This is a genomic window from Caulobacter hibisci, from assembly GCF_016135805.1.
GTDB classification, from domain to species: domain Bacteria; phylum Pseudomonadota; class Alphaproteobacteria; order Caulobacterales; family Caulobacteraceae; genus Caulobacter; species Caulobacter hibisci.
Map to the genome: position 1 here is coordinate 96,022 of NZ_JADWOX010000016.1, position 25,083 is coordinate 121,104.

22 protein-coding genes are annotated in these 25,083 nt (G+C 69.1%); 16 read left to right on the forward strand and 6 right to left on the reverse strand.

The genetic code is table 11. From position 1 onward, the window contains the following. Positions 1-14: 14 nt before the first annotated feature. Positions 15-1,160 carry an alpha/beta fold hydrolase gene (locus tag I4Q42_RS19710; RefSeq protein ID WP_198577797.1) on the reverse strand — a complete coding sequence of 382 codons (1,146 nt, stop codon included), beginning with the start codon at positions 1,158-1,160 and terminating at the stop codon, positions 15-17. A gap of 424 nt (positions 1,161-1,584) precedes the next feature. Here I4Q42_RS19710 and I4Q42_RS19715 point away from each other — a divergent pair, with 424 nt between their 5' ends. Beyond that, the gene (locus I4Q42_RS19715) at positions 1,585-2,199 is read left to right on the forward strand and encodes a hypothetical protein (RefSeq protein ID WP_198577798.1); all 615 of its coding nucleotides are present in this window, start codon (positions 1,585-1,587) and stop codon (positions 2,197-2,199) included. A 167-nt stretch (positions 2,200-2,366) separates the two neighbouring features. On the opposite strand, the gene I4Q42_RS19720 is transcribed toward I4Q42_RS19715, so the two are convergent. Continuing rightward, positions 2,367-3,437: a serine hydrolase domain-containing protein gene (locus tag I4Q42_RS19720; protein ID WP_198577799.1), complete on the reverse strand. Its 1,071-nt coding sequence runs from the start codon at positions 3,435-3,437 to the stop codon at positions 2,367-2,369. Positions 3,438-3,940: 503 nt separating this feature from the next. Between I4Q42_RS19720 and I4Q42_RS19725 the strand changes: the two genes are divergently transcribed. The 10 genes from I4Q42_RS19725 to I4Q42_RS19770 all read left to right on the forward strand — a co-directional run bounded on the left by I4Q42_RS19725 (position 3,941) and on the right by I4Q42_RS19770 (position 12,852). Further along, the gene (locus tag I4Q42_RS19725) at positions 3,941-4,411 is read left to right on the forward strand and encodes an NUDIX domain-containing protein (RefSeq protein ID WP_198577800.1); all 471 of its coding nucleotides are present in this window, start codon (positions 3,941-3,943) and stop codon (positions 4,409-4,411) included. 75 nt (positions 4,412-4,486) lie between these two features. After that, the gene (gene ychF / locus I4Q42_RS19730; protein ID WP_198577801.1) at positions 4,487-5,587 is read left to right on the forward strand and encodes a redox-regulated ATPase YchF; all 1,101 of its coding nucleotides are present in this window, start codon (positions 4,487-4,489) and stop codon (positions 5,585-5,587) included. Positions 5,588-5,722: 135 nt separating this feature from the next. Beyond that, positions 5,723-6,700 carry a hypothetical protein gene (locus I4Q42_RS19735; RefSeq protein WP_198577802.1) on the forward strand — a complete coding sequence of 326 codons (978 nt, stop codon included), beginning with the start codon at positions 5,723-5,725 and terminating at the stop codon, positions 6,698-6,700. Beyond that, complete coding sequence (locus I4Q42_RS19740; protein ID WP_232793299.1) at positions 6,697-7,224, forward strand: L,D-transpeptidase family protein; 528 nt, start codon at positions 6,697-6,699, stop codon at positions 7,222-7,224. Before I4Q42_RS19735 ends, I4Q42_RS19740 begins: the two co-directional genes overlap by 4 nt. Then, positions 7,221-7,706 (forward strand): hypothetical protein, encoded by a 486-nt coding sequence (locus I4Q42_RS19745; RefSeq protein WP_198577803.1) that lies wholly within the window; start codon positions 7,221-7,223, stop codon positions 7,704-7,706. Before I4Q42_RS19740 ends, I4Q42_RS19745 begins: the two co-directional genes overlap by 4 nt. Then, entirely contained in the window at positions 7,703-7,879 is a 177-nt protein-coding gene (locus I4Q42_RS19750) for a hypothetical protein (RefSeq protein WP_198577804.1), read from the forward strand. The genes I4Q42_RS19745 and I4Q42_RS19750 overlap by 4 nt, the downstream gene beginning before the upstream one ends. 76 nt (positions 7,880-7,955) lie before the next feature. Then, positions 7,956-8,639 (forward strand): dienelactone hydrolase family protein, encoded by a 684-nt coding sequence (locus tag I4Q42_RS19755; RefSeq protein ID WP_198577805.1) that lies wholly within the window; start codon positions 7,956-7,958, stop codon positions 8,637-8,639. Beyond that, complete coding sequence (locus I4Q42_RS19760) at positions 8,636-9,316, forward strand: dienelactone hydrolase family protein (RefSeq protein WP_198577806.1); 681 nt, start codon at positions 8,636-8,638, stop codon at positions 9,314-9,316. Before I4Q42_RS19755 ends, I4Q42_RS19760 begins: the two co-directional genes overlap by 4 nt. A 223-nt stretch (positions 9,317-9,539) precedes the next feature. Continuing rightward, positions 9,540-10,478 carry a hypothetical protein gene (locus I4Q42_RS19765; protein WP_198577807.1) on the forward strand — a complete coding sequence of 313 codons (939 nt, stop codon included), beginning with the start codon at positions 9,540-9,542 and terminating at the stop codon, positions 10,476-10,478. 157 nt (positions 10,479-10,635) lie between these two features. Beyond that, positions 10,636-12,852 carry a prolyl oligopeptidase family serine peptidase gene (locus tag I4Q42_RS19770; RefSeq protein WP_198577808.1) on the forward strand — a complete coding sequence of 739 codons (2,217 nt, stop codon included), beginning with the start codon at positions 10,636-10,638 and terminating at the stop codon, positions 12,850-12,852. Between the two features lie 67 nt (positions 12,853-12,919). Here the strand turns inward: I4Q42_RS19770 and I4Q42_RS19775 are convergent, their stop codons facing one another. The 3 genes from I4Q42_RS19775 to I4Q42_RS19785 form a co-directional block, all read right to left on the reverse strand. After that, positions 12,920-14,137: an RtcB family protein gene (locus tag I4Q42_RS19775; RefSeq protein WP_198577809.1), complete on the reverse strand. Its 1,218-nt coding sequence runs from the start codon at positions 14,135-14,137 to the stop codon at positions 12,920-12,922. 502 nt (positions 14,138-14,639) lie between these two features. After that, on the reverse strand, positions 14,640-14,765 hold the full coding sequence (locus I4Q42_RS19780; RefSeq protein ID WP_198577810.1) for a hypothetical protein: 126 nt from the start codon (positions 14,763-14,765) through the stop codon (positions 14,640-14,642). Between the two features lie 161 nt (positions 14,766-14,926). Then, a complete protein-coding gene (locus I4Q42_RS19785; protein WP_198577811.1) occupies positions 14,927-16,369 on the reverse strand; it encodes a protein adenylyltransferase SelO family protein in 1,443 nt (480 codons plus the stop codon). A gap of 266 nt (positions 16,370-16,635) precedes the next feature. On the opposite strand from I4Q42_RS19785, the gene I4Q42_RS19790 reads away from it, so the two are divergent. The 4 genes from I4Q42_RS19790 (at position 16,636) to I4Q42_RS19805 (ending at position 23,000) form a co-directional block, all read left to right on the forward strand. Further along, a complete protein-coding gene (locus I4Q42_RS19790; RefSeq protein WP_198577812.1) occupies positions 16,636-19,245 on the forward strand; it encodes a TonB-dependent receptor in 2,610 nt (869 codons plus the stop codon). Positions 19,246-19,443: 198 nt separating this feature from the next. After that, a complete protein-coding gene (locus I4Q42_RS19795) occupies positions 19,444-21,084 on the forward strand; it encodes an AAA family ATPase (protein WP_198577813.1) in 1,641 nt (546 codons plus the stop codon). Further along, positions 21,081-21,953, forward strand: a complete 873-nt coding sequence (locus tag I4Q42_RS19800; protein WP_198577814.1) for an HNH endonuclease signature motif containing protein — start codon at positions 21,081-21,083, stop codon at positions 21,951-21,953. The genes I4Q42_RS19795 and I4Q42_RS19800 overlap by 4 nt, the downstream gene beginning before the upstream one ends. A gap of 84 nt (positions 21,954-22,037) precedes the next feature. Beyond that, positions 22,038-23,000: a bifunctional helix-turn-helix transcriptional regulator/GNAT family N-acetyltransferase gene (locus I4Q42_RS19805; protein ID WP_198577815.1), complete on the forward strand. Its 963-nt coding sequence runs from the start codon at positions 22,038-22,040 to the stop codon at positions 22,998-23,000. 7 nt (positions 23,001-23,007) lie between these two features. Here I4Q42_RS19805 and I4Q42_RS19810 read toward each other — a convergent pair whose 3' ends face one another. Continuing rightward, the gene (locus I4Q42_RS19810) at positions 23,008-24,516 is read right to left on the reverse strand and encodes an FAD-dependent oxidoreductase (RefSeq protein WP_198577816.1); all 1,509 of its coding nucleotides are present in this window, start codon (positions 24,514-24,516) and stop codon (positions 23,008-23,010) included. 48 nt (positions 24,517-24,564) lie between these two features. On the opposite strand from I4Q42_RS19810, the gene I4Q42_RS19815 reads away from it, so the two are divergent. Continuing rightward, positions 24,565-25,065 (forward strand): MarR family winged helix-turn-helix transcriptional regulator, encoded by a 501-nt coding sequence (locus tag I4Q42_RS19815; RefSeq protein ID WP_198577817.1) that lies wholly within the window; start codon positions 24,565-24,567, stop codon positions 25,063-25,065. Positions 25,066-25,083: the final 18 nt, after the last annotated feature.

Consider the following 25,083-nt stretch of genomic DNA (forward strand, 5'->3'; position numbering starts at 1 on the left):
GCCGGACGCGACGTCTACCGCTTCTCCACCGCCAGGGGCCGCACCTTCTCGACCAGGGCGACCAGGAACTTGCCGGGCTCCTCGTGCGGCGGCAGGTGGGCGGAGTGCTCGAACCAGACCAGTTCCTTCTTCGGCGCCTTCAGGCGGGCCAGCCAGGGCTCGACGACCGACGAGGGCGTGGTGATGTCGTGGCGGCCCAGGAACATGAAGACCGGGAATTTCGTCGCGGCGATCTTCGTGTGGTCCACCGTCGCCATGTCGGGCAGCAGGGCCGGCACCGACAGCTGGCCGCCCTGGTCGATGGCCAGGCGGTCGGCGTAGTCGTAGAGCGGCGAGAGCCTCGCGGCGCGGAAATAGAAGTCGGCGTTGTCGCGATAGGCGGCCAGGCCGCCATAGGCCATCACCCACTTGCGCACGACATTGACCTTGGCGAACGGGATGTCGCCGTCGCCGGGATAGGGGGCGAGGGCCTTCAGCTCGGCCAGGGCGGTCTCGTCCCGGCGCTCGGCGGCGATCCTCAGCAGGGCCTGGTACTGCGCCGCCTCGTTGGCGCGCAGGGAAAACAGCGGCCCGACCCCGACATAGGCCGCCACCAGGTCGGGCCGGGCCATGGCCGCGTCCAGGGCGATCACATTGCCCCACGAATGGCCGAGCAGGATCACCTTGCGCGCGCCGACGCGGCCGCGCACCGCGTCGATCAGCGCCAGCAGGTCCTGGGTCATCCGGGCGCGCGACAGGTGCTCGCGATTGGCCGCCTCGCCGCCAGAGCGCAGGGTCTTGCCGGCGCCCGGCTGGTCCCACTGGACGACGGTGAACCAGTCCTCCCAGCCCGGCTGGTAGGGCCAGCTGCGGCCCATCTCGGTCGCGCCGGGGCCGCCGTGGACATAGATGATCACCGGATTGGCCCGGTCGGCGCCGCGGATGCTGATCCACTGCGGCAGGCCGTTCAGCGTCACCGGCTCGGCGACCTGGATCCCGTTCGGCGTGACGATCTTCTGGCGCTCGGCGATCATCGCCCGGGCCGTGGCGTAGGCGGCTTCGGTCGGCGGCGGGGCCTGGGGATCCGGCGTCGGCGGATCCGGCGCCTGGGCGAGCGCCGGACCGGCCAGCAGCGCGGCGGCGAGGGCGAACGCAAGCACGGGCAGGCGGAGGAACATCATGCAACTCTCCGAGCGAGGGGGACGAGCACCGACGACCGCCCAGGTTTAGCCCAGCCGCCCCCGCCCGCAACGCCCGTCGCCGAACGGCGCTCGAAAATGCGGCGACTGTTGATGGATTTGACAGCAGCGCCGCCAAGCTTATGATGCCGCCTGCCATGTATCGGATCGAATTGTTCAATCGCGACCAGCATCGAGCGGGCCACCTCATCGCAGGAGCCTAGTCCCGAGCCCCTTCGACGCCGACGCGTCGGGCTCGGGACGAAAATCAACGCGACAACGTCGTTGCGCAAGACTTCGCGACCAGCAGGTCCGAGGCTTCGCGATCTTGCGCCCTTCCTCCGATTACTGGACCGCGAGCCGATCCTGGCTGCGCCGTGCGACGACGCATGGCCGACCGGCGGGCGCGCGGCCGTGAGAGCCCGTCATGCACGCCCCCATCTCGCCCGCCCCCTTGCCGCCCGACAACGAAGACCCAGGACCGTGCCCCAGCCCCGGCCAGGGCCTGACCACCGCCGCCGCCAGCGCCCTGATCGCCGCGGCCGGCGTCGTCGAGGACGCCTGGACCCACACCGCCCCGCGCGAGGCCGCCACGCGGCTGTCGCTGCACGCCGAGGAACTGGCCAGCTCGCCCCTGGCCCGCGACCAGTTGCTGAGCCGCGCCCTGGAGTTGGCGGCGCAGGATCTGGAGGCCGGCCGCCGCCCCCTCGCCCACTGGCCGCTGTTCTTCGCCCGCGACCTGGCCCCGCCGGCCGAGGCCCGCGAGGACGTGCGCGACTGGGTGTTGGCGCATGCCGAAAAGGAGGGGGCCGACCCGATGCTGGCCGACGGCGAGGCCGTGGCCCAGGCGGTCGAGGCCCGCGCGGTGCGCGAGCTGGGCGACGCCTTCGAGACGGCGCGCGGCCTCACCCGCCGGCTGCGGGTCGAGGCGTGGCTGCAGATGGTCCTGTGGGACGACCCCCGCATCCCGGCCAATGCCGAGACCCGCTGGCTGATGCGCGCCGGCGGCCGCCGCCTGATGGCGCGACTGGGGGAGGCGTGAGCTCGCCTTATCCCCTTTACCCGCCATTCCCGCTCCAGAGCCAGGGACCTTCACCGCTATCGGCACAGCCCCAGTGAGCGGACGCCAACAGTGTCTGCAAAGGGTGGAAAACGGTAGCTGTGACCGAACGCCGGATCAGACTTTAATAGGCTCGGCCAGGCGGGCCTTCAGTGCGCAGCGGGCGCGCGCGGCGTCGGATCGGGCGCCCAGCCGAAGTAGGAACCGGCCAGTTCCGCGGCGATGTGTTCGGCGCCGCCGCCCTCGATGTTGGTGAGGACGATCACAAGAAAGTCGTCGTCTGGATAGTATTCGAAGGCCGCGGCCCAACCTGGCAAGTTTCCGCCGTGATCCCACAGCCTGTGTCCATGACGCGTTTCCACGAAGGAGCCGAGGCCATAGCCGCGATGGTCTTCGTCGGCAAACATCTGCGCCAGCGAGGAGGGCTTGAGGATCTTGTTGCCGTAGAGGGCCTGGCTCCAGCGGAAGAGGTCGTCGACCGTGGAGTGCAGGCCGCCTGCCGCGTAGGCGGTCGCCGGCGTCATGACCCGCGCGTTCCTCGGCTGGCCATCGACGAACCAGTAGCCGGACGCCCGACCCGGCACGATGTCCTGGCTGTCGTCGTAAGCGGTGTGGGTGAGGCCGAGAGGGCGCAGGAGATGGTCGCGAACGTAGTCCGGATAGGATTCTTTGCTCACACGCTCGATGATCATGCCGAGCAGGGCGTAACCCGTGTTGCTGTAGTTGAACCGGGTTCCTGGCGGGAAATCCAGCGGCATATCTCGAACGAGATCGGCGAGCTGCGGCGGGGTCAGGTCAAGGCGCGCCGGACCGCGGATGAAGCCGTTGACCTGAACATAGTCGTGAATTCCGGAGGTGTGGTTGAGGAGCTGGCGCACCGTTACTGCCGACCAGGCAGCGGGAACGGCATCGAGGTAGCTGCCGATCGGATCGTCGAGGCGGATCTTCCCGCTCTCAACGAGCTGCAGGATTGCGACCGCGGTGAATGGCTTGCTCGTGGAGCCGACACGAAAAACAGTCTCGGGCGTGATCGGGGCGTTTAGCTCCCGGTTCGCAAGACCATAGGCTCGCCGCAGCAGCGGGCGGCCGTGCGAGGCGATGAGAACAACGCCACTGAAGTCGTCGGCTGCGAGGTGCGTGCGCAGAATGGCGTCGGCTCGGCTCGGGAAGCCGGTAGCGTCCTTCGCGGAAGCTGGCGACGAGGTAAGCGCGGCGGCCATGGCCGCTGCAGCGAACGCGAAATGACGAATCCCCATACTCACGAGTTTAGCTTTACCGACCGATGTTCTGCTATGGGTCGCAAGGCGAAGTTGGCCCTGAAGCCCCATCGAGACGCTCAGATGGCCGCCATGAGCAAGCGCCGGTCTCGGTCAACACCCGCCCTTGTGGCGGGGAAACCCTCCATCAGCCGCAGGGGCGGATGAGGCGGCGTGCTCGGCACGCCGCTGGCGCTTCACCTGCGAACGGACACAGGGGTTCCCGCCACAAGGGCGGGAATGACGGGAAACCTTGGAGGCTTGCGCCCCGGGCCGAACCTAGTCGATGCGGCCGAATTCGAAGGCGTTGAGGCCGACGATGACGCCCAGGAAGATGGCGATGATCAGGATCGCGAGCATGGGGCGTCTCCGGTTGTTGTCGTTGTTTCCTGTCCAGCGGCTTTAGCGGCCAATGTTCGCCGGAGCAAGGCCTGCCGCCGGGCGGCGAAACGCTCTAGGCTGACGCCATGCTCTGGCGCCGCAAGGTCGAACCCTTCACCCGTCCGCTCGTCTATGCCTGGTTCAGGCTGAACCGGGGCCTGACTCTGGGCGTGCGCGGCGTGGTGACCGACGGCGAGGGCCGGGTGCTGCTGCTGCAGCACACCTATGTGCCCGGCTGGTACCTGCCCGGCGGCGGGGTGGAAAAGCGCGAGACGGCGGAGACCGCCCTGGCGCGCGAGATGCAGGAGGAGGCCGGCGTCCGCGTGCTGGGTCGACCGACCTTGCTTTCGGTGCACAGCAACGAGCCGCGCCATCCGGGCGACCATGTGCTGGTCTATCGCGTCCATGCCTGGGAGCCCTGCGCGTCCTCGGCCCAGGGCGAGATCCACGAACTGGCCTGGTTCGCCCCCGACGCCCTGCCCGAAGACGTCACCCCCGCCACCCGCCAGCGCATCGCCGAGGCCCTTGCCGGGGCGGAGACGGATCCGATGTGGTGATGGCCGGCATGGTGAGGGCGGACTTCCCCCGCGATCCGTGCTAAGCGCCCGGCCAACGAAATTCACGAGAGTTCCATGGCCCTGAAAGTCGCCATCGTCGGCCTGCCCAACGTCGGCAAGTCCACCCTGTTCAACGCCCTGACCCAGACGGCGTCGGCCCAGGCCGCCAACTATCCGTTCTGCACCATCGAGCCCAACACCGGCGAAGTCGCCGTGCCGGAACCTCGCCTGGACGCCCTGGCCAAGATCGCCGGCTCCAAGGAGATCATCCCGGCCCGGATCACCTTCGTCGACATCGCCGGCCTGGTGCGCGGCGCGTCCAAGGGCGAGGGCCTGGGCAACCAGTTCCTGGCCAACATCCGCGACTGCGACGCCGTGGCCTTCGTGGCCCGCTGCTTCGAGGACGGCGACATCGTCCACGTGGAAGGCCGCATCGACCCGCTGAGCGATCTCGAGATCATCGAGATGGAGCTGATGCTGGCCGACCTGGAAAGCCTGGAAAAGCGCGTTCCGGCCCTGGAGAAGCGCGCCAAGGTGGGCGCCGACAAGGAAAGCGCCAACACCCTGCGCCTGGCCAACATCGCCCTGGCCCTGCTGCGCGAAGGCCGCCCGGCCCGCGCCGCCAAGATCGACGCCGACGACGAAAAAGCCTGGCACATGCTGCAGCTGCTGACCTCGCTGCCGGCGCTCTATGTCTGCAACGTCGACGAAGGCAGCGCCGACAAGGGCAACAAGTACAGCGACCTGGTGACCGAACGCGCCGCCAAGGACAACGCCAAGTCGGTGGTGATCTCGGCCCAGATCGAGAGCGAGATCGCCCTGCTCGACGCCGAGGAGCGCGCCGAATTCCTGGAGACCCTGGGCCTCGAAGAGCCGGGCCTCAACCGCCTGATCCGCGAAGCCTACAAGCTGCTGGACCTGCAGACCTATTTCACGGTCGGCCCCAAGGAAGCCCGCGCCTGGACCATCCATGTCGGCGACACCGGCCCGCAGGCGGCCGGCGTCATCCACACCGACTTCGAGAAGGGCTACATCCGCGCCGAGACCATCGCCTACGAGGACTTCGTCAAGCTGGGCGGCGAAAACGGCGCCAAGGAAGCCGGCAAGATGCGGGCCGAAGGCAAGGACTACGTCGTCAAGGACGGCGACGTGATGCACTTCCGCTTCAACGTCTGATCCGAACGGGCCCGGAGCCAAGCCGCTCCGGGCCCGATTTGCATCTCGGTCGCGTTGACCGAGAAACGCAACATCGCCACACTCCTCGCGTGAGTATCCTCGGCTTTTCCGGGGCGTGGCCGGGGGGCTGTTTCGATGCTGGAAGCTTTGTTGGCCCTGTCGCTGCTGTTGCAGCCCGGGGCGGGCGAGTTGACGCCAGGCTGGGGGCAGCAGCGCCCTGCCATGCCCGTCCTGCCCGGCGTCACCGGCAAGTCGGCCGCGGCGACGCTGGCCCCTCCCGACTGCCAGCGCTGGACGCCCAAGCGCCACCCCCTTTCGGTGATCGGGGTCTGCGGCGCCCAGGAGACCACCATCACCCGCGCGAACGCCTCCCGGCTGTCGCGGCACTGGTCGGGACTGAGCGCCGAAGGCCCGACCCTGCAGGTGACCAAGGGCGCCACGGCCCCCGGCGGCGAGGTGTTCCGCATCCAGGTGCGACAGGGTTATGGCGGCGTGCTGACCAGCGACCTCAACGGCAAGACCTGGGGCGGCGGCGGGCGCCGCTTCCTGCCGGCCGGAACGCCGGTCTACGCCGTGGCCGATTTCAACCACCCCAACTTCCCCGGCGCCCCGCTCTTCCTGTGGTGCGGACCGATCGCCGCGGGCAAGTCCGCCACCACGCCCGACCGCGCCCTGTGCTTCGTCGACCATACCGGCCGCAGGACGCCGCCGGGGCTGATCGCGTCGATGAACATGGTGATGATGTCGGGCGACGGCGCCAGCCCCTATGCACCGGCGACGATCCAGTTCGCCTATTCGCCGCCGGTGTCGCCGGCCGACGCCCGGCCGACGAACCAGTCCTATCCCTTCGCCATGACGCTGACCGTGCGCTGGAAGCCGGAAGGCCCGCGCGGCGCGCGGTTCGAGGCCCTGCTCGACGACGGAACCAGCGGCCCGCAAGTGCTGCGCGACTGGGTGGACCCGTCGGCCGCCGACTTCGACCACGAGATGCTGCTGGGCGGCGGCCACATCCGCTACCAGCGGATCGGCGACACCCTGATGGCGGCGATGATCGAGCCTGTCGAGACCGACGGCCTGGTCTTCTTCACCGCGGACCGGGGCAGCCTGCGTTGAGCCGGCGGATCATAACGGCCGCCTTGGCGGGTCTGGGTCCGGCGAGCTTGGGCCTGGCCGGCTGCCACGCCGCCACCGCCCAGCCGCCCGCCGTCGAGGGTTCGGTCGACCGGATCGTCATCGAGAAGGCCGCCCACCGCATGAGCCTCTATGCGGGCGAGCGCCTGGTGCGGACCTACGAGGTCTCGCTGGGCGGCGGCGGCCTCGAGCCCAAGGCCCGGCAGGGCGACCGACGTACGCCCGAGGGCGACTACCGCATCACCGGCCGCAATCCCAGGAGCCGCTATCACCTGGCCCTGCGCATCGGCTATCCGACTCCGGCCCAGGTCGCGGCGGCCAAGGCGGCGGGGATCGATCCCGGCGGCGACATCATGATCCACGGCCTGCCCAACGGCCAGGGCGGCGTGGCTTCGCTGTACAAAGGCCAGGACTGGACCGACGGCTGCGTGGCCGTGAGCGACGTCGAGATCGAGGAGGTCTGGCGGCTGACGCGCGACGGGGCGAGCGTGAGGATCACCCCATGAATGCAGCGCCCTTGCTGGTCCGGCCGCACTGGCGCCGGATGGCCTTCCGGAGCGGGGCGGTCCTGCTCGGCTTCATCGGCTGGGACCTCTACGAACTGTTCGTCACCCACGAACCGGACGGCTGGATGACCCCCACCCTGGGGGCGGTCACCCTGGCGCTGAGCCTGGCCCTGGTCCTGCGCGACAAGCGCCCGCGCCTGGTCGTCGGCCCCGAGGGGATCCATTGGCGCGCGCACGGCCAGGATCCGCTTGTCTTCCTGCCCTGGGATGAGATCGTGGCGGTCGAGATTCACGCCTCGCGCGAGGACGGCCAGGTCCTGAGGCTGACCCTGCAGCCCCTGCCCGTGCTGCAGCGGGTGGCGTCGGACCAGATGAACGGCCGCCGTCTCGACATCCCCCTCGACCCCCTCGAACTGCAGCCACACGTGCTGATCGCCGCCATCCAACGGCGCGCGCCGCACGTGCAGGACCGGACGTCGTGAGCGAGACGATCGAGATCCCGCGCCTGCCGCTGGTCGTGCGGCCGTCGCTGCTGGCTGGGCTTCCTGGCCGCGCCGCGATCCCGATCCGTCAACAGAACACCTGGGGCGAGGACCTGCCCGATCTGGTCCGCGCCCTGGCCCCGCACGTGCCGGCGATCACGTTCGAGGACTGAGCAGCGCCGCCGCCGGCCTTGACCGAAACGGCGGCGCGGGTCTGGATGCGCCCGCCAACCGCGCCGGGAGACCCGCATGTCCGACACCCTCACCCTGACCTCCGCCGTCGACGGCTTCGCCTTCTCGGCCCGGCGCGTGCAGCCCCAGGGGCCGCGCAAGGGCGGGGTGGTGGTGATCCAGGAGATCTTCGGCATCGACAGCTACATCCAGGCCGACCTCGAGCGCTGGGCCGCGCGCGGCTACGAGGCGATCGCCCCGTCGCTGTTCGACCGCGTCACCCCTGGTTACGTGGCCGAGCACGATCCCGAAGGCTTCCAGACCGGCGTGGCCAATGTCGGCAAGGTGGGAATCCCGGCCATGCTGTCGGACATCCAGGCCTGCATCGACGCCCTGACGGGCGCGGGTCCGGTGTTCGCCGTGGGCTACTGCCTGGGCGGCTCGCTGGTCTGGCAGGCGGCCGCCAAGCTGACGGGCCTGGCGGCCGGCTCCAGCTATTATGGCAGCCAGGTGGGGGCCAACGCCGCCCTGCCGCTGTCGTGCCCAGTGATCGTCCACCTGGGGGCCAAGGACGGCCACATCCCGGCCGACACGGTGAAGGCCGCCGTCGAGGCCGCCCATCCCGACGTGCCGGTCTATGTCTATGCAAACAGCGGCCACGGCTTCAACAACGACGGCCGGCCCGACAGCGACCTGGCCGACGCCGAGCTGGCCCGCGAGCGGACCGTGGCCCTGTTCGAAGCCAACGGCGCCGGGGCATGAGCGGAACCCGCATCGCCCTGGCCGACCGCGACGGCGGCCCGTTCTCGGCCTTCCACGTGGCGCCGGGCGAGGCGCGGCGCGGCGGGCTGGTGGTGCTGCACGCCATCTGGGGCGTCACCCCGCACATCCGCGAGTTCAGCGAGAGCCTGGCCGAGCACGGCTACGAGGTGATCGCCCCCGACCTGCTCGACGCCGCCGACGCCGCCTGGCCGGAGCTCAACACCGAGCCGGCCATCCTCGACGACCGCATGGCCCTGGGCGAGCAGGCCGGCTGGGGCGCGGCCAGCGTGCCGCGCGTGCAGGCCGCCATCGACGCCCTGGGCGGACCGGTGTTCGTGGTCGGCTTCTGCTTTGGCGGCACGACGGCTTGGCTTTCGGCCACGCGCGCCACCGGCGTGACGGCGGTCTCGGCCTTCTACGGCGGCGACATCGTTTCCTATCGGGGCGAGACGCCCAAGGTCCCGACCATCCTGCACTTCGGCAAGACCGACCCGATGATCCCCCTGGCCGACGTCGAGGCCATCGCCGCCGCCCATCCGGAGCTGCCGATCTTCCAGTACGAGGCCGGCCACGCCTTCGTCGCCCCCAGCGGCCACCACCCCGACAGCGCCCGGCTGGCGATGCTGCGCACGCTTCAGCTGTTCCAGAGGTCGGGCGGGAGCAAGGGGGAGGCCTGAGGCAGGGCCTTAGGAGCAAGGGGGAGACCTGACGGCGGCGGGCCGTCGGGCCTCCCCTTCCCCGGACGCACGCCCCCACGCACATCTTGGGCTTTCCCGGGGTCGGGGCGTGTGGAGACACCGCCGACCGGGGCGCGAGATGTAGCAATAGCCGTAAAATCTGTAAGCGACGGCGACCCAAAATGGGTATCACTCGGGGCTTCCCCGTTTGGCGCCCCCGAAGATGTCCGCTTACCCAGCCGCCCCGCCCCCCGGCGACGCCCCCTCGCCGCTTCAGGCGCAGCTCCAGTTCTGGGCCATCGCCCGCGCCTCGCTCGACTATGTGCGCGACACCATCGAGATCACCCGCGGCCCGGGCGAGTTGCTCGACGCCCTGATCATCACCGCCGCCCTCGACGCCAACATGGCCCCGGTCAAGCGCGCGCCCGAGCTGCAGCAGGCCTATGGCGGCGCCCAGGTCTCGGCCCCCGACGACCTGCGCCGGCCCGTCAGCGTCAACGCCGTGGCCCAGTCGCTGAACCTGCCGTTCGAGACCGTGCGGCGGCGCGCCCTGAAGCTGGCCCAGGCCGGGCTGTGCGTGATCGGCCCGCAGGGCATGGTGGTGCCCAACAGCCTGACCACCTCGGCCGCCGACGTCGCCGCCCAGCGCGGCCGCTACGAGCGCGCCGGCCGGTTCTACAAGACCCTCAAGGCCCTCGGCGTCGCCCCGCCCCCGGCCGCGAGCGACGGCGCCCCCGCCCAGCCGATGATCAAGGCCGCCAACTGGGCGCTGTCGGAATATGTGCTGCGGGCCTGCGCCGACCTGATCGGCCTGACCGGCAACATCATCAGCAGCCGCGTCCTCCTGGAACTGGCCCTGGTCGGCGCCCGCCCCCTGCCGACCGAGACCCTGGTCGCCCAGAGCGGAACCCAACTCGGCCGCCCCGTCCGCGCCACCGCCCTGGCGGCCTCGCTGAAGCTCCCAAGAGAGACGGTCCGCCGCCATGTGGTGGCGCTTGAGGGTTTGGGCTTCTGCCGCCGCGAAACCGACGGGGTGGTCGTGGCCGTGCCGGACGCGATGAAGCCCCGGCTGGTGGAGCTGGCCCGGGCCAACCAGGGGAACTTGCAGCGGCTGCTGGGGAGCCTGGCGCGGGCTGGGGCGGTCATTGATTGGGAGGGGTGAGGGAGGCGGCGTCAGTTTGCGCCGAACCTTTGGTCACTCGGCGCCCGGACACCGGCGGCCAAAGCCCAGGAGCAGGCCTTCGCATATCGTTGTTATAGCTAACACGCCTGGCTCGCGTTAGCCTGCCCCAGCGGGTTGGGCCGAGGGGCAGGCTGTGATGTCGAACGAAACGAAAGCGGACGCGGGCTCCTGGTCCGTCCTCAAGGCCCTCGGGCTGGCGATGCTGGTCCTGGTGCTTCCTAACGCCGCCCTGGCGGGTCCGGAGGCCGCACCGCCCGTGGCGCGGATCGAGCCCGTGGTCGACGTCTATTTCGGCCAGTCCATTACCGACCCCTATCGTTGGATGGAGGCGCGCGGGGCCGATTTCGACGCCTGGATGCGCGGCCAGGACGACGTCACGCGCGGCGACCTCCGCGCCGCCCCCGGCTACGCCAAGCTGGCCGCCGAGGTAGCCGCCTTGAGCGCCGCCGCCGAGGTCCCGATCGCCCCGCAGATCGTCGGCTCATGGATCTTCTACAAGAAGCGCCCGCAAGGGACCGCTCAGTTCAAGCTGTTCGTCGCGCCCCTGGCGGGCGGGACCGAGCGCCTGCTGGTCGATCCGCTGGTCGCGCCGCTGGGCGGACCCGACGGCGCGATCGACGAATACGCCGTCTCGCCGGACGGGACCAAGCTGGTCTTCGCCATCTCGCGGGGCGGCTCGGAGGAGTCGACGCTGCACGTACTGGACGTGGTCTCGGGCAAGCCCCTGTCCGAAGCGATCGACCGCACGCGCTTCGCCGCGGCCAGCTGGGACCCCAAGGGCGACGCCTTCTACTACAATCGCCTCAACCCTTTCACCTCCGGCATGGCCCAGAGCGACCGGTTCAAGGACGAGGTGGTGTACCGCCACGTGCTGGGCGCCGATCCCGAAAAGGACGCGCGGGTGTTCGTGGTCAATGAGGCGGGCAGCGCCCTGGGGCGTGACGGCTTCACCCACGTGATCGTTCCGGCGGGCTCAAAATGGAGCTTCGCCCTGGTCAATTCCGGGGTGTCTCCGGAAAGCGAATGGTGGGTCGCCCCTACCGAGACGCTGTCGCGGGGCAAGGTCCCGTGGCGCAAGTTCGTGTCTCTGGAGGACAAGGTCGGACTGGGCAGCGTCATCGCCTCCGATCCGGTGGTGATCGGCGACGCGGCCTATCTGCTGTCGTTCAAGGACGCCTTGAACTGGCGGCTGCTGCGCTATGACCTGGCCCATCCGGAGCAGCCGCCGATCGTCGCCGCGCCCGAGGGCAAGGGCGTCCTGGTGGGGGCGCTGAAGGCCAAGGACGGCGTCTATCTGGTTTCGTCGATCGGCGGGGCCTACGCCCTGTCGCGCTTCGATCCGGCGAGCGGCAAGGCCACCGCCGTCGCCACGCCCATGACCGGCACCATCCCCGAAGCCGCCAGCGATCCGAGCCAGGACGGCGTGGTCTACGCCCTGGATTCCTGGACGCGTCCGACCCAGCTCTATCGGGAGCGGCCCGGAAAAGGCGCCGCGCCGCTGTCCCTGGCCAAGCCGTTCGCCCGCGACCTGTCGGCCTATGTCAGCGAGGAGCTGACCGCGACCGCCGCCGACGGAACCCAGGTTCCGGTCTCGGTGATCTACCGAAAGGGCCTGAAGCGCGACGGCTCGGCGCCGGCTATCGTCGAGGCCTACGGCGCCTATGGCGTGTCGATCGACGCGGGCTTCTCGCCGCGCCTGCTGGCCTGGTACGACCGGGGCGGGGTCTATGCCGTTGTCCATGTGCGCGGCGGCGGGGAGTTCGGCGAGACCTGGCACCTGGCCGGCAAGGACGCGACCAAACCCAATACCTGGCGCGACTTCATTGCTGGCGTGACCCTGCTGCAGAAGTCCGGCTACACCTCGCCCGCCAAGGCCGCGGGCTGGGGCACCAGCGCGGGCGGCATCATGATCGGCCGCACCATCACCGAGCGCCCCGACCTGCTAGGCGCGGCGATCATCAATGTCGGCCTGTCCGACACCCTGCGGTTCGAGACCAGCGAGGGCGGCCCGGCCAATGTCGCCGAATTCGGCACGGTCAAGACCGAGGCCGGCTTCAAGGCCCTGCTGGAGATGAGCGCCTATCACCACGTGAAGGACGGGACGGCCTATCCGGCCACCCTGGTCACCGCCGGCATGAACGATCATCGCGTGCCGGCCTGGGAAGGCGGCAAGATGGCCGCGCGCCTGCAGGCGGCCCAGGCCAAGGACGGCTCGCCGATCCGCCTGCGGGTCGAATTCGACGCCGGCCACGGCATGGGATCGACCAAGACGCAGTACGACGCCCTCTACACCGATATCATGGCGTTCGTCCTGCGCGCGACCGGCGCCCCGGACTTCGCGCCGGCGCGCTGAACGGCGCCATCTTCGGCGTCCCCGCCACGCAAAACGCCGCCCGGTCTCTCGACCGGACGGCGCTCCGCTAGCCCTTCACGCACACCACCTGGCGCAGGGTGTGGACGATGTCCACGAGGTCGCTCTGGGCGGCCATGACGGCGTCGATGTCCTTGTAGGCCATCGGCGTTTCGTCGATCACGCCGGCGTCCTTGCGGCACTCGACGCCGGCGGTGGCGGCCATGTGGTCGGCCACCGTGAACCGGCGCTTGGCTTCGTTGCGGCTCATCGCCCGCCCGGCCCCGTGGGAGCAGGTGCAGAACGAGTCCGGGTTGCCCTTGCCGCGCACGATGAACGACTTGGCGCCCATCGAGCCGGGGATGATGCCCAGCTCCCCGGCCTTGGCCGACACCGCGCCCTTGCGGGTGAGGTAGACGTCCTTGCCGAAGTGCTGCTCCTTGGAGACGTAGTTGTGGTGGCAGTTCACCGCCTCCTGCGTCACCACCAGGTCCGGGAAATGCTCGCGGAGCACGCCCAGGACCTGGTCCATCATCACCTCGCGATTGGCCCGGGCGTACTTCTGGGCCCAGGCCACGGCCCGCACGTAGTCGACGAAGCCGTCCGAGCCCTCGGCGAAGTAGGCGAGGTCTTCATCCGGCAGGTTGATGAACCAGCGGCGCATCTCGTGCTTGGCCCGCTCGATGAAGAACGTGCCGAAGCGGTTGCCCACGCCCCGCGAGCCCGAGTGCAGCATCACCCAGACGTCGCCGGCCTCGTCGAGGCACAGCTCGACGAAGTGGTTGCCGGTGCCCAGCGTGCCGAGGTGTCCGTAGCCGCGCGGGTGGGCGGCCTTCGGGTTGCGGGCGACGATGTCGTCGTAGCCCTCCTTCAGCCCCGCCCACTTGTCGGCGGCGACCGCCGGCGGCTCGACCTGCCAGGCGCCCTTGTCGTTGCGCCCGCCGTTGTCGGTGCGGCCGTGCGGCACGGCGGCCTCGATGGCCGAGCGGATGCCGAACAGGTTGTCGGGCAGGTGCTCGGCGCGGATCGAGGTGCGCACCGCCATCATGCCGCAGCCGATGTCGACGCCGACGGCGGCCGGGATGATCGCCTTCCAGGTCGGGATCACCGAGCCGACGGTGGCGCCCATCCCCCAGTGCACGTCGGGCATCACCGCCACGTGCTTGTGGATGAACGGCAGGCTGGCGACGTTGCGCAGCTGCTTGAGGGCCGATTCCTCGATCGGCACGCCCTGGGTCCACGCCTTGATCGGCGCGCCTTCGCTTTCGATATGCATGAAGCCGCTCATGGGCTTCTCCTTTCCAATCCGCCCCTCCCGGCGTCATGGTCGGAGGAATTTCCGCGCAAAACGAAAAACCCCTCCGGCCAAGGCCAGGAGGGGTTTTTGTCGTACTTCCGAAGTCCGCTTGGACCTAGGCCGTCTTCCCCTCCGACATGCGCGCGCCATTACGCTCGACCTGCAGGTCGAGTTGGTAGCTGACGGTCATGAAGGTTGGGGCTTTGCGCGCCATGGTCTTCGAGGTCCTCTTCGGGAGGCGGGCGATTACAGGGTTATGCGAAGCCGCGCCAGGGGCGGGCGAGCGGCGCAAGTGGAAGTTGCGGCGGGTGTGGTGGTTAAGCCACAGGGCGCGGAGGCCGAGCCTGGAAACCCTCCCCCTGAAGGGGGAGGTGGCCCGGAGGGCCGGTGGGGGAAGTATCTGCTAACGCCCAAGCCGCCGCCGACTCAACGGCGACTTCCCCCTCAGTCGGCTTCGCCGACAGCTCCCCCTTCAGGGGGAGCGTCAGAGCTACTAGGCGACCGAGGTCTTGTCGGCCAGGCACTCGCCGATGGCGCGGGCGCAGCCGGGCAGGCCCAGGGCGCCGATGAACGACAGGGCGACGGCGCCCACCAGCAGGATCGGTTGGAAGATGCGCATGCGTTGGTCTCCACCTTGATTCCGCCCCGTCCCCCGTCAGGAGGGCCGGCCACGGGCGGTTGATAGTCCGTCGTGCAGGTCGCTTAAACCGCTAGCGTGACGTTTGTTCCGGCCTGCCGACCGGAAACCTCAGCATGCGGTATAAATGCCTCAAACTTGTGTCAGCCGTAAAGGTTGTAGGCGATCCGCGCGCTTTCGATACGGGCGAGCTTGGCGTTCAGCGGCGCCCAGTCGTCGGCCTCGGAAATCGGCGTCCACAGGGCCTCCACCTCGTCGATCAGCAGCTCCTCGGGCTCGCATTGTCCGAACACGGGATTTTCCAGCCGTTCCGGACGATCCGGCGCGAAGCCGGCCAGGCGGGCGCGGAACGCGGCGAACACCGGGTCCTGGTAGAGCTTGCCGCGCGGCCCTTCCAGCGCCCGCGCTTCCGAAGCCTCGCCGCCGAACCAGTCGAAGAAGAACGGCTCCCAGCGCAGGGCCTCGCCGCCGTCCAGCTTGGTCCCTTCCGCCAGGGCCTTGAAGGCGGCGTTGACCAGTTCGATGTCGGCCTCGCCGCCTTGGCTGGTCACGGCCAGGCGGGCGATCATCGCTTCGCTCAAGGCGGCGCGGTAGGCGTCGGAGAAGCCGTTGAGGGCGGCGATCAGCCCCGACTGGTCGGGCGAGACCAGCACCAGGCAGGCGGCCAGCTGCTGCAGGTTCCAGAACCCCGCCTCCGGCTGGCGGCCGAAGCTGTAGAGGCCCGAATGGTCGAAATAGGCGGCCGTGAAGTTGGGGTCGTTCCTGGGCAGGAAGCGCCAGGGGCCGTAGTCGAAGCTTTCGCCGGTGACGACCATGTTGTCGGTGTTGAGCACCCCATGCACGAAGCCGGCGGCCATCCAGCGAGCGACAAGGCGGGCGGTGCGCGAGACGACCTCGGCGAACATCGCCGTCGGCCGGTCGGGGGCGTCCGCCAGGTGCGGGAAATAGGTCTCGACCACGTGGTCGACCAGCTGGGTGATCAGGTCGGCGCGGTCGAAATAGGCCAGGCGCTGGAAGGTGCCAAACCGGATGTGGCTGTGCGAAAGCCGGGTCAGCACCGCCGAGCGGGTGGGGCTGGGCTCGTCGCCGCGGGTCAGGGCCTCGCCGGTCTCGACCAGGGAGAAGGCGCGCGAGGTGGGCACGCCCAGGGCTTCGAGCAGGCCGGCGGCGAGGATCTCGCGCATGCCGCCCTTCAGGGTCAGCCGGCCGTCGCCGTGGCGCGACCAGGGCGTCTGGCCCGAGCCCTTGGTGGCCAGATCCAGCAGGCGATCGGTCTGGGCCTCCCGCTGTTGCGAAAACAGGAAGCCGCGGCCGTCGCCGAGCTCGGGATTGTACGAGCGGAACTGGTGGCCGTGATAGCGCATGGCCAGGGGCTGGGACTGGTTGCCCGGCAGGGGCTGGAACCTGGCGAAATGGGCGATCCACTCGGCGTCGGTCAGGCCCTCGAGGCCGACGGTCGCGGCGGCGCGATCGTTGCGGAAGCGCAGGATCGTCTTGGGGAAGTCGGCCGGGGCGACGGGATCGGCGAACTCGCCGCCCAGGCCGGCGAATCGGGGATCGGGGCGGTAGCGTTCGGAGACCGGCATCAGCGCCAGATGCCCCCGCGGGCCGCCCGGCGCAAGAAGCCGGCCCCGCCCGGAGCGTTTTAAGAAACCCCGGATGCTCGCATAACGCTGTCGCAGTTTCGCAACAGCAACCCTCGAAGCGTTTTCCCGTAAGGTTTTCGCTTGCCGAGAGTCCGGACCGCCCATAACCATTGGCCGTCCATTCGAACGATCGTTCGGGTGAAGGCCAATCAAAAAACCGGCGGGGGCGGTGCAAGCGTCCTCGTCATAACGAACCGAGGTAGGAAATGCGCTTTACCCAGGTGCTTCGCGGCACGGCCTCCGCCGTCGTGCTCGCGGGCGTCGCCGCGATCGGCGTCGCCCATGCTCAGGACACGGCCGCCGCGGCCGCCCAGGAGCCGGAAACCCTCACCGTCGACAGCATCATCGTCACCGCCCAGAAGCGCGAACAGAACCTGCAGGACACCCCTGTCGTGGTCACCGCGATCGGCGCCAAGCTGCTGCAGGACACCGGCGTCAAGGACATCAAGGACCTGACGATCCTGACCCCGGGCCTGACCGTGACCTCGACCACGTCGGAAGCCTCGACCACCGCCCGCATCCGCGGCGTCGGCACCGTCGGCGACAACCCCGGCCTGGAAAGCTCGGTCGGCGTGGTGATCGACGGCGTCTACCGCCCCCGCAACGGCGTGTCGTTCGGCGACCTGGGCGAGATGGAGCGCATCGAGGTGCTGAAGGGCCCGCAGGGCACCCTGTTCGGCAAGAACACCTCGGCCGGCGTCATCAACGTCATGACCAAGGAGCCGGAGTTCGGCTTCGGCGCCAATGTCGAGGCCACGGTCGGCAACTACGACGCCAAGGGCCTGGCCGGCTCGGTCACCGGGCCGCTGTTCGGCAGCGACAAGTGGGCCGGCCGCCTCTACGCCGCCACCCGCCAGCGCAACGGCTACAACTCGGTGGTCACGGGCGAGGGCCCGAGCAGCGAGAAGGAAGACGCCGACCAGAACTTCTACACCGTGCGCGGCCAGCTGCTGTTCGTGCCGGACGACAACGCCACCTTCAAAATCATCGCCGACTACACCAAGCGCGACGAGAACTGCTGCGGCGCCGTGCAGATCCGCACCGGCCCGACCTCGGCCGTCGTCAACGCCCTGACCACCGGCGGCAAGGGCGTCACCAGCCCGGCCGACCCGTTCGCCCGCGTCGCCTATTCCAACCGCGGCTCGCCGCAGGAAATCGAGGACAAGGGCATCTCGCTGCAGGCCGACATCGACCTGCCGATCGGCACCCTGACCTCGATCAGCGCCATTCGTAATTGGCGCACCGACACCGGCCAGGACAGCGACTTCACGGCCGCCGACATCACCTATCGCGCCAAGGACGGCACCAACTACGCCGAGTTCACCACCTACACCCAGGAACTGCGCCTGGCGGGCAGCACCGAGCGCCTGAACTGGCTGGTCGGCGCCTTCCTGGCCGACGAGCGCCTCGACAACGAAGCCAACTTCCGCTTCGGCGCCGACTACGAAGCCTACATGTCGACGATCGTGCTGTCGGGCGTCGCCGGCGCCCTGGCCCCGGCCGGCATCACGGTGAACCAGGCCAACGGCGCGACCTTCGCCTCGCAGATCACCGCCCTGCCCTACGGCAGCTCGTTCACGGCCGGCACCGGCCTGCACGACACCTACAACCAGCGCTCCAAGACCATCGCGCTGTTCACCAACAACAGCTTCAAGGTCACCGACGCCTTCGACATCACCGTGGGCCTGCGCTACACGGCCGAGGACAAGTCGCTCGACACCTACCAGACGGGCGCCTCCAACGCCTGCGGCGTGCTGCTGACCACCGCCGGCCAGCAGCGGGTGGCCGCCACCCTGGTGGGCCGCGGCGTTCCGGCCGCCCTGTTCGCCACCTCCACCGGCACCGGCCTGATCTCGACCGTCGTCGGCAACATGTGCCTGCCCTGGGCCAACCCGCTGTTCAACAACCGCGGCACCCAGCAGGACAGCAGCGAGCGCGAGTGGACCGGCACGGTGAAGGCGTCCTACCGCCTGAACCCGCAGGTCTTCGCCTACGGCTCCTACGCCCGCGGCTACAAGGGCGGCGGCTTCAACCTCGACCGCACCCAGTCGTCCAACGGCCTGCCCAGCGGCGGCGTCGGCGTGATCCCGATCGCCGACACCTCGTTCCCGGCCGAATATGTCGATAGCTACGAGCTGGGCCTGAAGAACACCCTGTTCGACCGCACGGTGCTGTTCAACGTCACCGGCTTCTACCAGAAGTACGAGAACTTCCAGCTCAACACCTTCCTGGGCACCTCGTTCGCGGTGCGCTCGGTCGAGGAAGTCACCTCCAAGGGCGTCGACGTCGACTTCATCTGGTTCACCCCGCTGCGCGGCCTGACCGTGCAGAGCGGCCTGACCTACGCCAAGACCGAGTACGGCGACCAGAAGGTGGCCAACGACCCGACCAACGCCCTGTCGCTGCTGCCCGGCAGCCAGGTGTCGTTCGCTCCGAAGACCTCGGCCTCGGCCTCGGTCAGCTACGAGCACCCGGTCGGCGCGGCGCTGAAGGCCAAGTACAACATCGGCGCCAAGTACATGTCGTCCTACAACACCGGGTCGGACCTGTTCCCGCTGAAGCACCAGGACGGCTTCGCCCTGGTCAACGCCCGCGTCGCCCTGGGCGACGCCGACGACAAGTGGACCGCCGAGCTGTGGGCCCAGAACCTGCTCGACGAGGAATACTACCAGGTCGTGTTCAACGGTCCGCTGCAGGGCTCGTCGGGCCTTTCGGCCACCAACGCCGTCTACAACCCGGCGCTGGACACCAACACCTACGACGCCTTCCTCGGCGCGCCGCGCACCTACGGCGTGACGCTGCGGGCGAAGTTCTGATCGAAGCGACCGGAGCCCGGCGACGGGCTCCGAGCGTTGGGGAAACACGGAAAGGGCGGCCCTCGCGGGCCGCCCTTTTTGTTTGCGAGGAGGAGCGAGCGTCGATCCTTGTGACCGCGCGAGCGGCTACCTAAGGTGGCGCTTTCAGATTCGCGCTCAGGATGAATTCGTTGAGCTGCCGAAAAGCGGAGCAGCGCCATGCCTGAGGTAAAACCCGAAGCCTATCGGGTGGTGTTTTCGAAAGGGGGAGAACTGGACGCCGTGCAGGCGGGAACGATCGTTATCACGACCGGCCACTGGAACGACTTTGGACGCCTGATCAGCATTAAGGCCAGGATCCATCCCCGCGTCCCGCCCTTCGATGATGTCCCCATCGTCCTCAAAGGCTTCGTGGCTTTCATCAATGAAAAAGGCGTAGAACAAGACACCACGCTTCTCGACCAATTCCACGCCGACCCTTTACACGCCGAGGACCTGCCGCCCTTCTTCACCATGCTCACCGACCTGTCCGCCTACAGATGGATCGTTCAGCAACTCGGCCCTCAGGAAGCCCGCGAGGTCCTCGCCAGCATTCATGATCTCGTCCTGGCCGACGAGGCCACGCAGCCGCCTTATTGGCACCAGCAGGCGCTTGGCAGCACGCTGTTTCAGGAAGGCTTCCTGCGCACCAGCCAGGCCTATTTCGCCTGGAAGAACGCCGGTCCGATCCTTCGAGGCCTGATCTTCGAGGAGGTGAACCGAATCTCCCAGGCCCTGGCCATCGAGTTCCAGCTCGCCGGACGCCCAAACGCCCACAGGCTTAGCTTCCAGTTCGCCTCCAGCGAGGACGTGCTTCCCAAGCGCTTCGCGGTCGTGATCGGCAAGAATGGCGTGGGCAAGAGCCAAGCTCTGGGCCGGATCGCTAAGGCGGCCTTGACCGGCAGCCACGACCTGACCGGAGAAGACGGCGAACGCCCCGCCTTTAATCGGTTGCTGGCCTTTTCGACCACGCAGGTTTCGGCTTCGGTCTTTCCCTCGGACCGCCGCCTTGAGCCCCGGATCTGGTACAAGCGCTTTTCGCTGCAGTCCAACCCGGGCCGCCGAGGCCAGCCGACCTCGGACCTGATCGTGCAATTGGCCCGGAGCGAGGAGCGGATCGCCGGCCGCTCCCGGTTCCAGATCTTCCTATCGGCCCTGCGCGCCATCGAGGGCGCAGAAGAGATCGCGCTTCCGGCGCGTAACGGGGCCAGATTTGTGCCGGTCGATGGCCTCATCAGGGGCGGCGAGCAGGCCCAGCTCACGCGGTTCGCCTCGATCATCACCAGCAGAGAACCCGTTAGAGTAATCGACGGAAAGCCCTACCCCCTCAGCAGCGGCGAGTTGGCCTTCGTGCGCTTCGCGGCCCTGGCCAGCCTCCATATAGAGAACGGCACGCTAATGCTGCTCGACGAGCCGGAAACCCATCTGCATCCCAACTTCATCAGCCAGTTCGTCGCCCTGCTCGACAGCCTGCTGGAACAGACGGGCTCGCTGGCGATCATCGCCACCCATTCCGTCTATTTCGTGCGCGAGGCTTTCGAGGACCAGGTGCAGGTGCTGCGCTCCAACGCCGACCGCGAGATCAGCGTAGAGACGCCTATCCTGAAGACGTTCGGCGCCGACGTGGGCGTGATCTCCTTCTTCGTGTTCGGCGAGACCCAGCCTTCGCGACTCGCCGCCGAGGTCGAAAGACGCATCTCCCAAGCGGCCAATTCCTGGGAGGAGGCGTTCGAGCGCTACAGGAGCGAGCTCTCGGTCGAGGCCCTGGCCGAGATCCGCGCGCAGATCGAAGCACGCCTGGACCCGAGCCGCCCAGCATGAACAGGCTCGATCCGCCCGCCTTCCTCGACGACCACGCCGCCCTGAAGGCCCTGTCCGAGAACAACGGCGTGGGCAGCTATCCGAAATTGGCCGGATACCTCACGCCCATCGACGCCGGCTACACGCGATATGCCGCCGCAAAGGGCGACGCCACGGCGATCGCCAGGGTCGCCATCCCGGGCAAGCTCGGGAAGCTCCTCATCGGCCACTACAAGCAGCCGCCCAACGACCTGAGCTACATCACGAGGATGCGCGACGAGAGCCGCGTCGACACCTGCCCAATGTGCGGCGCGTTCTTCGGCGGCACCCTGGACCACATCCTGCCGAAGGCCAGATACAAGGCCTTCGCCGTGCTGGGCCTGAACCTCGTACCCGCCTGCGGCTGCAACAGCAGGCGCGGCGACGACGTCAGGGGCTCCGGGCCAGGCGAGCGCATCCTGCATCCCTATTTCGACGATATTCTACGCGAAAGGATCCTGGCTGCGCAGTTCGAGGATCCCGGCCCGGCGCCTCGCATCTCTGTACGGATCCTCCAGGACCCGGGCTCGCCCGACTATCCCGCGATCAAGTTCCACTACGACAACCTCATCATGCGCACCGACCTCGTGCGGTATCTGCGCAAGTTCTGGGGCAAGTTGATCTCTCAGCCCAGCGTCACCGTGACCCGGTTCCGCGAAATCCCACGCACCTGGGAGGCGCTGGATCAGATGCTTCGCGAAGAACTTCAGGACCGGGACGACAAGTACGAGAGCCGGAACAACTGGGAATCCATCCTGATAGCCGGCCTCCTGGACGCCAATGTGCAGGCTTGGCTCTATCCGCGGCTGAACAGGCCCGGCCGCCGCCCCAAAGATCCCCTGGAGGTTTGATCTTCGTTCACACCGGGCTCTTGCGAGAAGCCGAACCATCCCATAGCTATACATATAGCACGCTATTTATACGGAACCTCCGCCATGACCGACATCGTCGCCGAGCGCTCGGCCCTGTTCCTGGGCAGCCGGTTCAAGCGGCTGGCCGAGCGGATGCAGTCGCAGGTGACGCGGCTGGTCGAGCAGGCGCAGCTGCCGCTGCAACCCAGCCACATGCCGGTGCTGGGCACGCTGGATCGCGACGGCCCGCAGACGATCGGCGACCTGGCCGAGGCCATGCAGGTGGCCCAGCCCACCGTCACCCGGGCGATCGCGCGCTTGACCGAGCTGGGCCTGGTCGAGACCAATCGCGAGCATCGCGACCAGCGCCACAAGACGATCCGTCTGACCGAGACCGGCCGCGAGACGCTGGACCGCGCCAAGATGCTGGTCTGGAACCGCACCGAGGCGGCCGTCGAGGAGGTGCTGGGCGCCCTGGACCCGTCGTTCCTGGCCCAGCTGGACGCGCTGGAGGCCCTGCTGGCGCGCGAGCCGCTGGACGTCCGCGCCGGGCGTCACGTCGAGGCCGGCCTGACGATCCGGACCTTCACCGACGAGCTGGCCCCGGCCTTCAAGAGCATCAATCTCGAATGGCTGAACGACATGTATGCGGTCGAGCCGATCGACCTGAAGGTGCTGGACCACCCCCGCGAGGCCATTCTCGACGACGGCGGCGCCATCCTGTTCGCCGTCGTCGAGGGCGTCGGCCCGGTCGGGACCTGCGCGCTGAAGAAGACCGGCGAGCGGGCCTTCGAGCTGACCAAGATGGGCGTGCTGAAGTCGGCGCGCGGGGCCAAGGTCGGCGAGGCGCTGCTGCACGCCGTCATCGCCCACGCCCAGGACCTGGGGGCCGATCCGCTGTTCCTGCTCAGCAACAGGAAGTCGGCCGCCGCCGTGCACCTCTACGAGAAGCTGGGCTTCATGCACGACGCCGGGATCATGTCCGAGCACGGCGCCCGCTACGCGCGCTGCGACGTGGCGATGCTGTACCGGCCCGACGGCGGCTGAGCCCAGGTCAGGCGGGCGGCAGCACCCGGTCGAGATAGGCGGCGAGCCGCCCGCGCTCGCCGGCGGCGATGATCGCGCCGACATAGCCGTCGGGACGGATCAGCGCCAGGTCGCCCCGCGCCAGGCCGTAGACCGCGCCCAGGGCGTCGTCCGGATCGCGGAACGCGCCGTCCTCGCCGATCGCCACGACCCAGAGCGCCTCGGAAGACGCCGGCAGGCCGTCGGCGGCGCCCCGGACCACCAGGGTCCAGTGCGGGCCGCTGGTCAGCTCGAACAGCCGGACCGCCCCGCCGTCGGCGTCGCGCAGGGCCGCGTCCGGGGCGCGGTCGCCGGCCAGCAGCCCGCCTTGCCGCTCGGGCGCCTCCAGGGCCAGGGACGAGGACGGATAGCCGAGATCCAGCTGGTGCACCTCGCGGCCGCGTCGCATGTCGCCCCGCCGGGCCCTGTCCAGCAGGTCGGTGGCCAGGCCCAGCATGGTCGCGGCGATCGGCCGGCGCTCTTCCTCGTAGGTGTCGAGCAGGACCTCGGGCGCGCCGGCCAGCACCGCCGCCAGCTTCCAACCCAGATTGTAGGCGTCCTGCACGCTGGTGTTCAGCCCCTGGCCGCCGGTCGGCGGATGGATGTGGGCGGCGTCGCCGATCAGGAACACCCGCCCGACCCGGTAGCGGTCGGCCAGCCGGGCGTTCATGCCGTAGGCCGAGGCCCAGCGGACCTCTCGCACGACCAGGGCGGTCCCCGGGGTCCGCGCCGCGATGAAGGCCTGCAAGCCCGCCGCGCTCAGATCGACCTCGCCCTCCAGCGGGATCGGGGCCTGGAGCTGGAACAGCTCGGTCCCGGCCAGCGGGCACAGGGCGTACTGCCGGGCCATGTCGCCGTCGTTGAAGCGATGCCAGGCGTCGCGCGGCAGCCCCTCCAGCACGATGTCGGCGACGATGGCCCGCACGCCCAGGGTCTTGCCCGGGAAGTCGACGTCCAGCGCCTTGCGGACGAACGACCGGCCGCCGTCGCCGCCGACCAGGTAGCGGCAGGCGATCGTCTCCGGCCCCGCCGCTCCGCCCAGTTGGGCGACGACATGATCATCCCGCTGCTCGAACGCCAGCAGCTCGCGGCCGTACTCGACCGCCCCGCCCAGTCGCCCCAGCCGCGCGCGCAGCACCGCCTCGGTGGCGAACTGCGGGACCATCAGCGGGGTGCGGTAGGGCTCCTGCGCTGTCGGCGGCGTCACCGCCATCTCCTGGACCTCGTCATGACCGCCTTCGGGGCCGCCATCGGGGCGATGGATCCGCTGGGCCGGATAGGGCCCGCCCGCCGCCATCAGCGCCTCGACGACGCCCAGGTCCTCGAACACCTCCAGCGTGCGGGGCTGCACGCCCTTGCCGCGCGAGCCGGCGAACGGCGCGTCCAGCCTGTCGACCAGGCGGAACGTGACGCCCCGCCGGGCCAGGTCGATGGCCAGGGTCAGGCCGGCGGCGCCCGCGCCGCAGATCAGGACGTCGATGGGCTTTAAGTCTTCCATGCCAGCCTCATTGTGTGCATTATGCACATATCTGATGAGGCCCGCCGCATGTCAACGAATAATGTGCATAATGCACATATCAGCCAATCCCTGCCGTCGCTGCACCGGTCGCTGATCGACCTGATGGGGGCGATGAACGAGCCCGAGCGCGACGCGGCGATGCTGCAGGCCGCGGGGCTGACGCTGGAGCGGGCGCTGTTTCCGCTGCTGGTCTCGGTGGAGCGGCTGGGGCCGATCGGCGTGGTCGAGCTGGCCGGCCGGGTCGGGCGCGACCACACCACGGTCAGTCGCCAGGTGGCGCGGCTGGAGGCCCTGGGCCTGGTCACGCGCCAGGCCGGCGCGGCCGACCGGCGCGTGCGCGAGGCGGTGATCACACCCGAGGGCAAGATCGCCACCGACGCCGTCGACGCCGCCCGCGAGCGCATGGCCCAGGTCCTGTTCAAGGACTGGAGCGGCGAGGACTTCGACCATCTGGTGCGGCTGCTGCGCAAGCTGGCCGACGGGATCAACGCCGACCCGGCCGTGCTGATCGGCGGCGAGGCCCCTTAGGGCGAGGCTTCGACTTAA